The organism is Rhodopirellula maiorica SM1 (assembly GCF_000346295.1).
Classification (GTDB): Bacteria; Planctomycetota; Planctomycetia; order Pirellulales; family Pirellulaceae; genus Novipirellula; species Novipirellula maiorica.
In genome coordinates this window covers 1-13752 of the sequence record NZ_ANOG01000988.1, presented here as the reverse complement: position 1 = coordinate 13752, position 13752 = coordinate 1, and the positions used below count along the sequence as shown (strand labels likewise).

Below are 13752 nucleotides of genomic sequence, written 5' to 3'. Positions count from 1 at the left end.
TATTTTGCCGGGAGAGCATCCGATCGTCCCGATCATGTTCGGCGACGCCGTGGTTGCATCGAAAATGGCCGATTTGATGCTCAGCAAAGGGGTCTATGTGATCGGGTTCTCGTTCCCGGTTGTTCCCAAGGGCAAAGCACGGATCCGTACTCAGATTTCCGCCGCCCACACGGAAGAAGATCTGCAGTTTGCGATCGATAAATTTTGCGAAGCCAAGGCCGAAATGCAGCTGTAACGGTTTTCACGTACAGCACGCAGTGGATCAAGACGCGTCGTCGCCGAGCCAGTGAGAAAGTTTGGCAATTAATTCGCGTCGGTCGATCGGTTTCGTCAAAAAATCGCTATAGCCGGCATCAAGACACCGCTGTTGATCACGCTGTAACGCGTTTGCGGTCAGCGCGATAATGGGCCCTTCGAATCCTTGATCGCGTAACTGTTTGGTCGCGGTGATGCCGTCCATGACCGGCATCTGCATATCCATCAGAATCGCGTCGATGGGAATTCCTTTGTCGCGATACGTGATCCATTTCTGAATACCTTCGGAACCATTGACTGCGGACAGAATTTCTCCGCCCGCGGCGCGGACAAAGGCTTGCACGAGAAAGCGAATGTCGCGACTGTCATCGACCGCCAAAATACGTCCCGAAATTCCGGGCATCGCATCAGAAGGGCGTCCGCTTTCGGAGTCACCGTTGATGGGGCGAGTGACGGTGGGTGACGTTGGCGACGCCACCCACTGCACATGCTGTAGCGACCCTGTGGACAAAGTGAATCGGAACGTTGACCCCTTGTTCAGCTCGCTGTCAACCGTGATCGTTCCGCCCAACAACTTGACCAAGCGACGGGTGATCGCAAGCCCCAATCCGGTGCCGCCATGCATTCGTGTGGCGCTATTGTCGAGTTGTTCAAAAGGATTAAATACGGTTTCTAGATCGACCGCTGGGATTCCGATTCCTGTATCGGTCACCGCAATCTCGAGCCGCTGATCATTCGCGTGACAACGGACAAGGATCCGCACTTCACCGCGTTCGGTGAACTTGATGGCATTGCCGACCAAATTAATCAAAATCTGTCGCAACATCTTCCCATCGGTACAGATTGCATCGGGAATGGGCCCGTCGAATTGGACGTGCAATTGCAGTCTTTTTTCTTCGGCTCGGCCATTCAGCAATGAATGCACATGGTTGATTATTGCAGCCACATTTTGGGGTTGGCGATGAACGTTTACTTTCCCCGCTTCGATTTTTGCCAGGTCAAGGATATCATTTAGGATCGCGCAAAGGTGGTCACCGTTGGCTTTGATCGTTTCGAGACAAGCTTTGTCCTCGGTACTCTGCAGCCGTGAATACAACAGATCCGTGAACCCGAGGATGGCCGTCATGGGGGTGCGAATCTCGTGACTCATGTTGGCCAAAAACTGGCTTTTTGCTTCATTGGCGGCTTCAGCTGCGTGACGCGCCTGTTTGAGCTGATCTTCGTACTGATGTCGCTCGGTGATATCTATCGCAACACCGGCGATATGTGAGGGATAACGCGCCGGAGGCTTACCGTCAAAGATGGTGCTGCCACGCATCATCACCCACCGTATATCGCCGTTGGGACGTACGATTCGGTGTTCATCCGAAAATTCGCCGTTCCCGCTGCTGTCTAAACTTTGGTCCATTTTTCGGGCGACACGATCGCGATCGTCTCGGTGGACCGCGTTTAGCAAACGTTTTAACCGAATCGTATCGTTGTGGTCGGCGGGCAGACCGAGCAGCTGCATAAATTCTCGAGACAGACTGACTTGGTTGGCTTGGACATCTCCGTAGTAGGTGCCAAAGCCCGCGGCACGTGCGGCCAATCGCAATCGTGCCTCGCTTTCGGCCAACAACCTCGAAAACTGTTTCTCGGCCAACAATAGCCTTGATACTTCGGCTTCGGCAAATCGCCGACGGTCTATCTCTTGATCCGCCGCGACGACCGCGTCTTGAAGTTCACGTCGTGCCGAATCCAAACTTAGCAGCAGTCGGTGGGATTGTTCGGCTGCATCACGGGCGTCCATCGCATGCCGGGAAGCCTCTTCCGAAGCGAGTTCGCCGGCAACGCCATAGGCAAACAATTCCCATGCACGCCGCGTCCGTTCGAATAAATCCAATGCCACCGAAGCGGGATGCGGGTCGCCTAACAATACGATCACGAGCGAGTCAATGGATATGCCACTGGCATCATGACGTTGATCTTGCACCGGAAACGAAAGCGTCGCGGTGTGGCGGGATGAATCACGGCAGCCCCGCAAGAATGTTTGCCATGCGTGGCCATCGGGCAGCGTTTGGGCAAAACCCGAGATGGGCAGGAATCGATCCACGTCGGTGTCTTCGGCGAACACGATCAGGTGATCCATCCCCAGCACGCGAGCCAATTCCAAGGCGTTCTGGTGACGCGTTGCCGGCGCCGCCAGCGAAGCGATCCAGTCTAGCATCTGCGCAGAATTCATCATATCGCTCAAACCGGAAAGACGCAGACAACTGCTGTGCAGTTATGGAACCCGCTAAATTGTCCTTCCGCTCGCGCAATTTGGCCATATGTGTTGCAGCCAACAAATTCGGTACCCAACGTATCCTGCAACGCTTGCAATTCCAATCCAAAACCTTTTCCGAGCCGCAAACGGGTTGCAGCACAATCAAAGAAGACTGCCACCGAAGGCTCCAAACCTTTGATCTGGTCGAGCGCCGAACGACATGCCGCACTGGCCGCCGCACTCGCATCGTCCGCTGTGGTGCACATGATCCGTGCCATACTGCCACGAGGCACCTCGGCCGCAAAAGCGATCGAGTCGTTGCTTTGGATCTGAAGCGGAACGCGAAGCTTGTATCCGTCGGCGGTTTGCACTCCTAAGACATTGTGCAGAAAATAGGATAAGGGCGCGTCGCGGTCGAATGGTTGGGCGGTTGTCTGGGCATGTTCGGCAAACACTTCGGCGGCCGTGGTCGAATTAAAACTGACAACGTCGGTGCCTCGCGTCTCGGTGACGCGCAACAGCGGTCCACCATCACGCCACCCATGCGAAACGCCTATACCAATCGGTTTGTTCGATAGAATTTCGAGCGCCACGACCGCGTCGGACGCCACCTCCGTGCCACAGAAGACATGCGTTTTTTCAAATCGTGCATCGTCGCCTGCACCGCCACCGACGAATCGGTATCCACCTCCGGTGGCAATCGTTAATTGGTTCAAAAATTCTTCGACATGTCCGGCCAATGCATCGGTCAACACCAAAGCGGTGCGGTAGCGAAAGTGATGACGATGCTCGCCCTGCCAAGACTCCGCCAATTGCCGGGCTACCGCTTCGGAATCTTGCCGCAGTCCCTTCGCCATGCTTGCCGAAAATTCAATTTCGTCGGAACAAAAAGCCACCGCACACGCGGAACCGTCACTGTTGCCTTCGGACGTAAACTCGCCCGACGACGAGCAACCGACTAACACATTTGGGTTGCAAGTTTGCCGAAACGCGGTCAACAGCTCGGTATAGTCATACTGCGGGGACGCAAACAAAATGACGGCATCCGGTTCTAGCCCTGCGAGCGTCTTGCGAAGCTTTTCCCCAAGATCGATTCCGGCGTCCTGCGCATCGGTTAATTGGGTTCGTGCAACAGCGGATTGAGTCATAATTGTCGATAGCGAATTGATGGCGAAAAGGGCACAGCTTCCTATCTTATCCCCAGTGCGATGGAGGGTCTAGGTTCCACCTTCTCAGCCGCCCCGATTGTCAGTCAATTACTGATAGACGAAGGCGGGTATCCGCTACTGGAGACATCTGTTCTTTAATGCCAACGCGATGTTGCGCTCCTCCTTTGCCGACGTTTCTGCGGCCCTGCAAATTCCTGCACAACATCTGCAGAGAATTGCAGAATTAAGCCGCGTCCCTCGTGTTGTTTTGCTTATCAAATTTGCACATTCGCCCAATTTGGAAGCAATCTCGTGTTTTTTTAACAGACGTTTATGTAGCAAATTACGCGAAAATGATGTCGTGCCCGTGCTGCACGCGGTTTGGCGTCGCATCGTGGCACGCCGCGTGCTGATGTTGGGCGCTGTCATTATTGACGACCTGCTATTTTTCAAAATGGATGCGATCGAGGAACAGTTTTATGCAAGATGTGTCAGCGGACGTTGACGCTCATCACGAAGTGCGTGGCAGGCGAAATTCCGATCGAGCATCTGCAATCTTGAACGCGATCGAACATGCGGTGCACTACCTGCCATCGCAGGGACCGATCTCGGTGTTCGTACATCACAACACTCTGCATTCGTTCGAAGAATTGCCGTTCGAAGAAGCGGTGATTCGAGGCGGGAAACTGTACGGTTGCGAACCGTATCTCTCGGAAGAACGTTATCGCGAGGAAATCAAAAACGGTCGCATCTCGGTCGATGATCTGCGTCACGTGCTGATGGACGAGTTGGACGAGGACGCAGACAACTTGGTCGCCAGTTTTGGGACGCGGTACACGTTGCGTTTGGCGATGTTGCAGATGACGTTACATTCGGCGCCCGATGCGGAATTGCGTTGGCTGCTGGCCGAGAGTGATTTGCTACGGCGTTTCAATCGCGAGGTTTCGCCGCCGAGACGCGAGCAGGTGATCCAGCGCACCCGAAATTGGGTGCTGCGAAATCGCGAATTGAGCTCCCCACGCGGCGAGGGCGAATCGCCGGCGACCGCGCTACCGGATGTCGTTGAAGACGTGATCAGCGAATGCCAGGGGGGGGACCTCCATTCGTGGTCGGAATCTCAATGGGAAGCCTTTGTTCTAAAGTTGATGTGGGCTGTTTGCCACCGCGGCGTCGAAGCCGCGAATCTAAGTTCCAGTGTCGAACACGAACCGGCGCGATTACGAGACTTGTTGGTCGAGATCACTGGCGATGACATTGACGTGACCGTCAACGAAGTGCTGATTCGGTTTTGTGGAGCGTTCCTGGATCAGGGACTGGCCGATTGGTCGTTGCCTGATCGTGAACAAGGGTTTGCAAAGGCGTTTGCATCGTTGTACCAAAACGCAATGACGATCCGGCCGGTTTGGATGGAAGGCTTGCAGCAGGAGTTGGCTGCGATCATCGAGCAACCGTTCGACCCGATCGCTTCCATCGCTGAATCCTTGGACGCGTTGGGGATTCATGCGGACCAGCTTGACGAGAAGATCGAGATGACGCTGCTGTCGCTGCGTGGTTGGGCGGGCATGATTTGGCAGATGGAATCCAATGCCCCATGGCTACCCAAACCGGCTGCCGCGGGAACATTGCATGAGTACCTCGCGATTCGTTTGATACTCGAGCGACATGCGCTCGCAGCGGTGGGGGATTCGCGGTTTGGCACGACCGAGATCGATCAAATTCATCACATTGCAATTGAAAAGTGGCAGCGTAAAACAGGGCCGTCAACCGAACAGCGATGCTATTCGGTGTTTCAGTTGGCGCAAGCTGGCGGTTGGATTCCCGAGCAGCTGATCAACATGTCCGAACCGCAGTGGAAATGTCTAATCCGCGAAATCGAATTGTTTTCGTCGGTCGAGCGTCGTCGGATTTTGCACCTCGCTTATGAACGGCACTACCATATTGCGACCCTCGACGCGGTGGCCATCCACTCACAGCGTCGCATCGCCGCCAATGCGACTGCCGATCAAACACCTGCATACATTGCGATCTTCTGTATCGATGACCGCGAAGAGTCGTTTCGTCGGCATTTAGAAGAGGTCGATTCGGAATGCCAAACCGCGTCGGCAGCCGGATTTTTTGCGGTCGCAATGTATTACCAGGGGGCCGACCACGCTCATTTTCGTCCACTGTGTCCCAACATCATTACGCCTAAGCATTATGTCCGCGAAGAGCCCACGTTTTCGACGATCACATCGAGCGAGCGACGGGCGCATCGTCGTCGTCAAATCGGACGCATGACGCATCAGGTTCATGCCAGCAGCCGGACGATGGTTGGCGGTTGGGTGACGGGGGTTTTTGGCGCTGTCGCAACCTTTCCCATGGTCGCGCGGATCATGGCACCACGTTTGACCTCACAAATTCGCAAAACGTTTGGCACGTTTGTTCGTCCACCGGCAACCGAACTGCATTTGGAACGGATTACCGGCGAACCCGGCCCCAATGCCGATTCGCTCGGCTACAGTCTCGATGAGATGGCCGGGATTGTCGTTCGTATCCTGCAGGACATCGGGGTGATCAAAGGTTTCCCGCCAATCATGTTGTTCTTTGGCCATGGCAGCAGCAGTTTGAACAACCCACATGAATCGGCCTATAACTGTGGCGCATGCAGCGGCGGTCGCGGTGGCCCCAATGCACGTGCCTTTGCAATGATGGCCAACGACCCACGGGTTCGTAAATTGACGGCTGCCCAGGGTGTCGAAATACCTGACGAGGTTCGATTTGTGGGGGCCTATCACAACACATGTAATGACAATGTCGAATATTACGACCTCGATTTGCTGCCGCGAACGCATCGTCCCTTGTTTCGCCGAATCGAACAGAGCGTGAACGAAACTCGGGCACGAGTCGCGCATGAACGTGCACGGAAATTTGAATCTGCCCCGCTTGATTTGACACCACGCGAAGCCCTCGAACATGTTGAACAGCGCGCCGAGGATTTGTCACAAGCACGGCCCGAATACAACCACGCCACCAATGCGTTGACATTTGTCGGTCGACGTGAATGGAGTCGCGGTTTGTTTTTAGACCGTCGTGCGTTTGTAACGTCGTATGATCCGAGTATTGACGACGAAGGGGTGTCGATCTTAACGCGAATCTTGTCGGCGGCGATCCCTGTCTGTGCAGGGATCAATTTGGAATACTATTTTTCGACCGTGGACACCGAGGGTTACGGTTGTGGATCGAAATTGCCTCACAACGTGGCGTCGATGGTCGGAGTGATGACGGGCGCGGCCAGCGATTTACGCCCCGGGTTATCGCAACAAATGGTTGAAATTCACGAGGCGATGCGAATGTTGTTCGTGATCGAAACCACTCCTGAAAAGATGGATCGGATCATCCATTCGAACCCCGGAATCGCGAAGCTGGTCCGAGGCCGCTGGATCAAACTAGCACTGATTGATCCCGAGACGATGGCAATCACTCGCTATGTCGACGGCAACTATGAATCCTATATGCCCGAGTCACCACAGTTGCCTGAGGTTGAGTCGTCTATCGATTGGTACCGAGGTCAACGCGGATCGCTTGGGTTTGCCTCGATCACGGATACTGCGTCGTGTCGCTCCGACCTATCGGTTACCTAACGGTTGTTTGTGTGGGCGATGTCGTTTCCCCCCACGTGCCACCTGCGGAAATCGCGATCGTCTTCATTCGTCTTTTTTGTTTCTGTTCACTGCTTCAACGTCTTACAAAGCATCATCCTACTCACCTTGCTACTTAGCCATGTTACCAACCATCACGCCGTACTCAGCCAAGGAACTCGATGAACGTTACTGAAACGGTCTTCCAAACGCTGGGTACTGCCGTCGTCGCCAGCCCAGCAATCTTGCTGGCAACCCTAGGCTTGGCGGCGCTCATCGATCGCCCGTTCAGCGAGACAGCGATATCACGTCTGACACAAGTAGCGGTGTTGTTTTCGTTGTTTCCAGCGATCGGCATTCTTGCGTTGATGTTGATCGTCGGAACTCGCTACGTCCCGATCGAAATGGGGGACTGGGTGACAATCGAGGATGCCGATCTCGATTTCCACTTTCACTTGAAATTTGTTTTCGATCGGTTGAGCATTCCGTTTCTGATCCTGTCGTGTGTGTTATGTGGCGTGGTGGGCGCGTTCACTCGTCGCTATTTGCACCGTGAACAAGGCTACGGACGTTTCTTTTTGTACTACGCTGTATTCTATTGCGGGATGGTCACCTCGTCGTTGGCGGGCACGATCGAAACCTTGTTTGTCGGCTGGGAAATGGTCGGTTTGTCGTCGGCGCTTTTGGTCGCATATTTTCATGAACGAGAAAACCCCGTCCGCAACGGACAACGCGTGTGGTCGATTTATCGGTTGTCCGATGCCGCTTTTTTGATCGCGGCAATCACGATGCACCACATGACAGGGCAAGGCGATTTTGGTGGTCTGATGAGCTCGGGTGTGTGGCCCGAAGGAACCGCGGCGGTGAATTCTAGCCAAGCCTTGTTGGTGGGCACGCTGATGCTGATTGCGGTCGCGGGCAAGTCGGCATTGTTTCCCTTTTCGGGGTGGTTGCCTCGAGCGATGGAAGGCCCCACGCCATCGAGCGCAATTTTCACGGTGCGTTGTCGGTGCATTTGGGAGTCTTCTTATTATTGCGGATGAGTCCCCTGCTGGAATCCTCGCTGACGTTGCAGTGCATGGTCATCACGCTTGGCTTGGTTTCCGCCATCTGCGGAGCGTTGATGTCACGCGTGCAGAGCGACATCAAGGTCTCACTCGCGTATGCCTCACTGACCCAGGTGGGGATCATTGTTGTGGAGATCGGACTCGGTTTTCGCTATCTAGCGTTGATCCACATCATCGGACACGCATCGCTTCGCACGATGCAATTGCTTCGTGCCCCCACTCTGCTTCGCGATTACAACGAGCTCGAAAATGCACTTGGCGCCCGGATCACCCAGCGGCAGTCGGGCTGGACGCGGATCTTACCGGCGGCGGTCCATCGTTGGGCGTATCGTTTCGGTTTTGACCGTGGTTTTATGGATATTGCTTTGGATAAGTTTATCGTTCGCCCGTTTCTTGCTTTGTTCTCCGTTTTTGACTCGTTGGAACGCCAAGTCACAGATTTAATTTCCAACGAAGCGTCTCGCGAATCCGACGACGCTCCCTTGCACCCCGAAGAATCGCAGAGGGTCGCGTGATGCCAGAACTACGTTTTCCGTGGATCGAAGTTTCGATCCTGGTGCCAATGTTTGGAGCCCTTTGGCTTCATTTTATTAGCAATGCCGAGCGTTCGCTGCGTCATTGTGTGGTCATTTGTGCGGCAACGTTTGCGTTGACCGTCGGCGAGTTGATTGACTTTGTATCGTTGGGGGCCTTCGAGGCGCACGACCATTGGTTGTTCCTGGATTGGTTGTTTAATCGTGACATCTTCGTCGTCGACGAACTTAGTTCGTACCAGTTGCCGCTGGTTGCGTTGATTTTTCTGGTTACCGTGTTGGCGACCCTTCGTACCAAGGCACCGCGATTCTCACTCAAGCTGGCGCTCGTTTCCGAATCGTTGATGTTGGCAACCTTTAGTTGTCGCGAATCGTGGACGTTGATCCTGTTGTTGGTGGTGTCCACCATCCCACCGTATCTCGAGTTGCGGCAGCGTGAACGTTGCACTCGGATTTATCGCATCCACATGGGCGCGTTTGTCGCCCTGTTGGTTACCGGTTGGGCTTGGATGTCGATGGTCGATGTGCATTCATCAGCGGTGTTGGTTCCCGGGGCTTTTTTGACCACCGCGTGTTTGTTGCGTGCGGGAATCTTTCCGCTTCATCTCTGGATGACCGACTTGTTTGAAAAAGGGACGTTCGGCACCGCGATATTGTTTACGACACCGTTGGTCGGTGCGTATGCGGTGATGCGGTTGATTCTGCCGATCGCGCCGTCTTGGGCGATGCAGAGTATCGCCATCCTGTCGCTCTTTACTGCGGTCTATGCGGGCGGGATGGCGTTGGTTCAGCGTGAGGCAAGACGAATGTTTTGCTATCTGCTGTTGAGCCAATCGTCATTGGTGTTGGTGGGACTCGAACTCGTCACGCCGATTGGGATGACGGGCGCCTTGTGTTTGTGGGTTTCGGTGGGCATGTCGTTGACCGGCTTTGGAATTACGTTGCGATGCATCGAGGCACGGATCTCGCGAATCTCGCTTGCTGATTTTCACGGACTCTACCAACAGATGCCCATCCTATCCGGCTTTTTCTTGCTTACGGGGTTAGCGTCGATCGGGTTCCCCGCGACCGTGGGCTTCGTTGGCATGGAACTGCTGATCGAAGGGGCGGTCGATGTCTATCCCTTGGTCGGATCGATGGTGGTAATCGCTGCGGCGCTGAACGGCATCGCCGTTTTGTTTGCATACTTTCGAATCTTCACCGGGCGTCACAATCGCACGCTGATTCCGATGCATGCTCGACCCGCCGAGAAATTTGCGGTGCTGGTGCTGAGTCTGCTGATCCTCGGTGGTGGGCTGTATCCGCAGCCTGGCGTCGCGTCACGGTACCACGCGGCGAAAGAGTTGACGCGGCAGCGGCAAAGCAACCCGATGACCGTCGATCCCAAGCATCCAGTGCACCACGAGAAGTAGCGTCGCACAGACGGTTTCGGGCTCTTTTATTCAATTCATTTTTATTGACACAGAAATAATACATCAGGAACGTTTTTCATGAGCAATAACGCACCGGTACAACGCGAGGTCCCCCGAGGAAACCTCACGGGTTTCAAGAGATATTTTAAGGATGACATCGTTTCGGGTTTGCTCGTTTTCTTGATCGCGTTGCCGCTCTGTTTGGTGATCTCGATCGCAAGTGGATTTCCGCCTATCGCGGGTATCTTCACCGCGATTGTCGGCTCCGTCATCGCGACAATGTTCAGTGATTCCGAATTGACGATCAAAGGGCCCGCCGCCGGTTTGATCGTGATCGTCCTGGGCTGTGTCGAATCGTTTGGAGGCGACGGTTCGACGATCGGTGGTTGGGGAGCAAACGATGTCGCGGCCTATCGAGCGGCACTGGCCGTCGGTGTGGTTGCCGCCCTATTGCAGATCTTTTTTGGGATCTTCCGCGCCGGCATTCTGGGGGAATTTTTTCCGATCTCGGCCGTTCACGGAATGTTGGCTGCGATCGGTGTGATCATTATCGCTAAACAGATTCCGGTCGCACTTGGCGTCAGCGCGTCGGGCACTCCGATTGAGATGTTGGGAAAAATCCCCGAATTCATTGCTTCGGCGAATCCCGCAATCGCCGCGATCGGGCTGACGAGCGTGCTGATCATGTTTATTTGGCCGATGGTTCGCACCAAGACCGCATGGACCAAACTGCTGCCTTCGCCGTTGATCGTGTTGCTGGTCGCGATTCCGATGGGAATGGGATTCGACTTGATGCACAAGCACTCGTACACACTGCAGAATCACGAATACCAGCTTGGTGAGCAATATCTTGTTGAGATGCCCAAGCATGTGTTTGGTATGTTCGACCAATTAACGACACCCGATTTTACGGCGTTGGCTCAACCGAAGGCTTGGAGTTGGGTGTTCATGTTTTTTGTGATCGGCAGTCTCGAATCGTTGTTGAGCGCAAAAGCGGTCGATTTACTCGATCCATGGAAACGAAAAACGAATATGGATCGCGACGTGATCGCGGTCGGTATTGGAAATGTTGCAGCGTCGATGGTTGGCGGATTGCCGATGATTTCCGAGATCGTCCGTAGCAAGGCGAACATCGACAACGGAGCACGCACGCGTTTTGCAAATTTCTGGCACGGCATGTTTCTGTTGGTGTGCGTTGCTTTTATCCCAATGGTGTTGCATCGCATTCCTGTCGCCGCACTCGCCGCGATGCTGATCTATACCGGTTTCCGGTTGGCCCATCCTCAAGAATTCATGAACGTGTGGCGAATCGGACGCGAGCAATTGGTGATTTTTGCGGTGACGCTGATCGCGGTGCTTGCGACCGACTTGTTAATCGGAATCGCGATTGGCATCGCGACAAAAATCGCGATGCATCTTTCGAACGGTGTGCCGCTGAAGACATTGATCAAGCCTCAAATCGAATTACTTGACGACGATGGTCAAACCGTTCGGTTGGTGGCTTACAAGTCGGCGGTCTTTAGTAATTGGATTCCCATTCGACGTCAAATCGAACGCCTTGGGTTGCTGGAACGTAAAAACGTCGAGCTGGATCTTTCCGAAACGCAGTTGGTCGACCATAGCGTGATGGATAAGCTGCATGAGATGGAAGCCGATTTCGAACAGCAGGGCTTAGTGTTTAATGTTACGGGGTTAGATGCTCATGAACCAGTCGCCGCGCATGCTCAAGCCGCACGTCGACGACGGGTTTCGAAGATTCAGCGATTGACGGTGGTCGCGGCACCCGAGTTGCAAAGCACCCTGGAAAACCAATTCGTTCGTTTGGGGGCGTCTGGTTTTACATCAACCCCATGCGTCGGCGCAGGCCGCAGCGATATCCAATCCGGCGAAGTGACGCGAAAACCTCAGGTGCGTATCGAAGTCATCGCTACCCCCGGCGTGTGCAATGAAATGGTCGAAATGATCCGGCGTGAGTTTCAACCGCAACATAAAATGACGTTCTGTTTGGAAACGGTTCTGGTCGCACGAACCGATGCATTTACGATGCATCCGGATTCCGCAAACAACGAGACGCGTGAACTAGAAGACACCGTTCGGCAGGGAGAATCGGGCCGACAGGAGGACACCGTTCTGCAGGAAGACAGGGGCCGGTAAAAAGCAGAACCTCAAGCGTGACGACGCTACTTTCGAGAATCGCGTTCGTCCTGCCGATTTTTGTCACGTGGATGGCGATCGACAATCGACAGCAGAAGCATGATGCCGACGCAAACGGCGATCACCAACATGGCAAATTGGCCAAACTGCAGAACCTGATCTAACGCATCTTGCATACGGAGTGTCCAGTGTGAACGGAGAGCTTGGGCGTTAGAGGGCTGCGCCCCCTGCTATCGGTGTCCGATGGAAAGCGGAGTCGGATAGATGGGGGATTTGCCACAAGATGGCGGCAAGGCATTCTCCGTTTATTCTAGCATCTAGCGGAAATCGCACCAATAGAACTGCGTGCCGCCGCTGCCCACCCGTTTTGAGGGCGTTCGCCCAATGTGCCATCTACTTTCGTAGTGGGACTCGCCAGAGTTCCTGGAACAGCAACGATGGGAATTCTGGCGAATCCCACTACTTGAGCATCCCCCTGTGGTTGCCAAAGGAGACGGCATTGGGCGTTCGCCTATGGTGTTGGTTCGCAGGTCTTAGCCCTCATCTAAGTCAAACCACCCGGTCGCGGTGAACGGTTTCAGATGACCTATCATTGCGGTGACGCCTTGATGGGGGCAAGTGACTTTTGCAGGAAAGGTGATCTCGCTCGGGTGCGATTAGCATGCCAAGCGACTTGTTCGGGGTGGCGTAAAAACGGGGAAAATTTTTGCTAGTTTGTTGCGATTGCGGTAGGATCAAGGATGTAAGGAGCAATCTTATGAAGAACATTGTTCTTGCTACCGACGGTTCCAAGAGTGCGGAAGTAGCCGCCCGCTTTCTGGCGCACCTGCCGCATCCCGACAAGGTGGATCTGACCGTAGTATCGGTCATCGAGATCCCGTCGGTTGATCGTGCATATCCAATGTCCGATTGGATGTTAAAGTCCATCGAGCGTGAACGCTCGTACGCGCACCAGTGTTTCGCGATGGTGCAATCGATGTTTGAAGGCGCAAACGTGAGCTTGCGTCACGAGATCCGCGAAGGCGATCGCGGCGTCGCGATCGTGCACGTCGCCTCGGAATTTGGTGCCGATTTGGTGGTGCTTGGTGCTCGTGGACACTCGGTTGTCGGACGGTTGTTATTGGGCAGCACAAGTGAATTCGTCGCAACCCATGCTCATTGTAGCGTGTTGGTTGTTCGGTCTCGCGTTGTCGATGATCCAGATCGTCCGCTACGTATCGCGATCGGGTATGAGGAAACTGCATCGGCGCAAGGGGCGTTGGAAGAGTTTGTCGAAACAGGGTTGGGGGAGGATGACAGACGTCGATCTGGTTTCGGTTAT

Annotated in this window: 10 protein-coding genes and 1 pseudogene; 9 read left to right on the top strand and 2 right to left on the bottom strand. The window is 54.3% G+C overall.

From position 1 onward, the window contains the following. Window positions 1–235, top strand: a pseudogene (locus tag RMSM_RS31965) (glycine C-acetyltransferase); the annotation flags it as partial. Between the two features lie 27 nt (window positions 236–262). On the opposite strand, the gene RMSM_RS31960 reads toward RMSM_RS31965, so the two are convergent. Further along, a complete protein-coding gene (locus RMSM_RS31960; RefSeq protein WP_008707414.1) occupies window positions 263–2461 on the bottom strand; it encodes a hybrid sensor histidine kinase/response regulator in 2199 nt (732 codons plus the stop codon). Between the two features lie 23 nt (window positions 2462–2484). Further along, window positions 2485–3648, bottom strand: coding sequence for an FIST signal transduction protein (locus tag RMSM_RS31955; protein ID WP_008707413.1), 1164 nt, complete (start codon window positions 3646–3648; stop codon window positions 2485–2487). 361 nt (window positions 3649–4009) lie between these two features. Between RMSM_RS31955 and RMSM_RS41525 the strand changes: the two genes are divergently transcribed. The 8 genes from RMSM_RS41525 to RMSM_RS31925 form a co-directional block, all read left to right on the top strand. Continuing rightward, window positions 4010–4153 (top strand): hypothetical protein, encoded by a 144-nt coding sequence (locus RMSM_RS41525; RefSeq protein WP_008707412.1) that lies wholly within the window; start codon window positions 4010–4012, stop codon window positions 4151–4153. Further along, entirely contained in the window at window positions 4128–7268 is a 3141-nt protein-coding gene (locus RMSM_RS31945; protein WP_236622387.1) for a DUF2309 domain-containing protein, read from the top strand. Before RMSM_RS41525 ends, RMSM_RS31945 begins: the two co-directional genes overlap by 26 nt. 179 nt (window positions 7269–7447) lie before the next feature. Continuing rightward, window positions 7448–8308, top strand: a complete 861-nt coding sequence (locus RMSM_RS43570) for a proton-conducting transporter transmembrane domain-containing protein (RefSeq protein ID WP_008707409.1) — start codon at window positions 7448–7450, stop codon at window positions 8306–8308. Continuing rightward, the gene (locus RMSM_RS43565) at window positions 8305–8847 is read left to right on the top strand and encodes a proton-conducting transporter transmembrane domain-containing protein (protein WP_008707408.1); all 543 of its coding nucleotides are present in this window, start codon (window positions 8305–8307) and stop codon (window positions 8845–8847) included. The genes RMSM_RS43570 and RMSM_RS43565 overlap by 4 nt, the downstream gene beginning before the upstream one ends. Beyond that, a complete protein-coding gene (locus RMSM_RS31935; protein ID WP_008707407.1) occupies window positions 8847–10277 on the top strand; it encodes a proton-conducting transporter transmembrane domain-containing protein in 1431 nt (476 codons plus the stop codon). Before RMSM_RS43565 ends, RMSM_RS31935 begins: the two co-directional genes overlap by 1 nt. A 78-nt stretch (window positions 10278–10355) precedes the next feature. Further along, a complete protein-coding gene (locus RMSM_RS31930) occupies window positions 10356–12431 on the top strand; it encodes a SulP family inorganic anion transporter (RefSeq protein WP_008707406.1) in 2076 nt (691 codons plus the stop codon). Window positions 12432–12448: 17 nt separating this feature from the next. Continuing rightward, entirely contained in the window at window positions 12449–12595 is a 147-nt protein-coding gene (locus tag RMSM_RS41520; protein WP_008707405.1) for a hypothetical protein, read from the top strand. Between the two features lie 593 nt (window positions 12596–13188). Next, window positions 13189–13752: universal stress protein (locus RMSM_RS31925; RefSeq protein ID WP_008707404.1), on the top strand; the 564-nt coding region annotated here is incomplete at its 3' end.

Bases quoted from the DNA above. Each gene is read 5' to 3' on its own strand.
- RMSM_RS31960 (WP_008707414.1), bottom strand. From the start codon at position 2,461: ATGCTAGACTGGATCGCTTCGCTGGCGGCGCCGGCAACGCGTCACCAG.
- RMSM_RS31955 (WP_008707413.1), bottom strand. From the start codon at position 3,648: ATGACTCAATCCGCTGTTGCACGAACCCAATTAACCGATGCGCAGGAC.
- RMSM_RS31945 (WP_236622387.1), top strand. From the start codon at position 4,128: ATGCAAGATGTGTCAGCGGACGTTGACGCTCATCACGAAGTGCGTGGC.
- RMSM_RS43570 (WP_008707409.1), top strand. From the start codon at position 7,448: ATGAACGTTACTGAAACGGTCTTCCAAACGCTGGGTACTGCCGTCGTC.
- RMSM_RS43565 (WP_008707408.1), top strand. From the start codon at position 8,305: ATGAGTCCCCTGCTGGAATCCTCGCTGACGTTGCAGTGCATGGTCATC.
- RMSM_RS31935 (WP_008707407.1), top strand. From the start codon at position 8,847: ATGCCAGAACTACGTTTTCCGTGGATCGAAGTTTCGATCCTGGTGCCA.
- RMSM_RS31930 (WP_008707406.1), top strand. From the start codon at position 10,356: ATGAGCAATAACGCACCGGTACAACGCGAGGTCCCCCGAGGAAACCTC.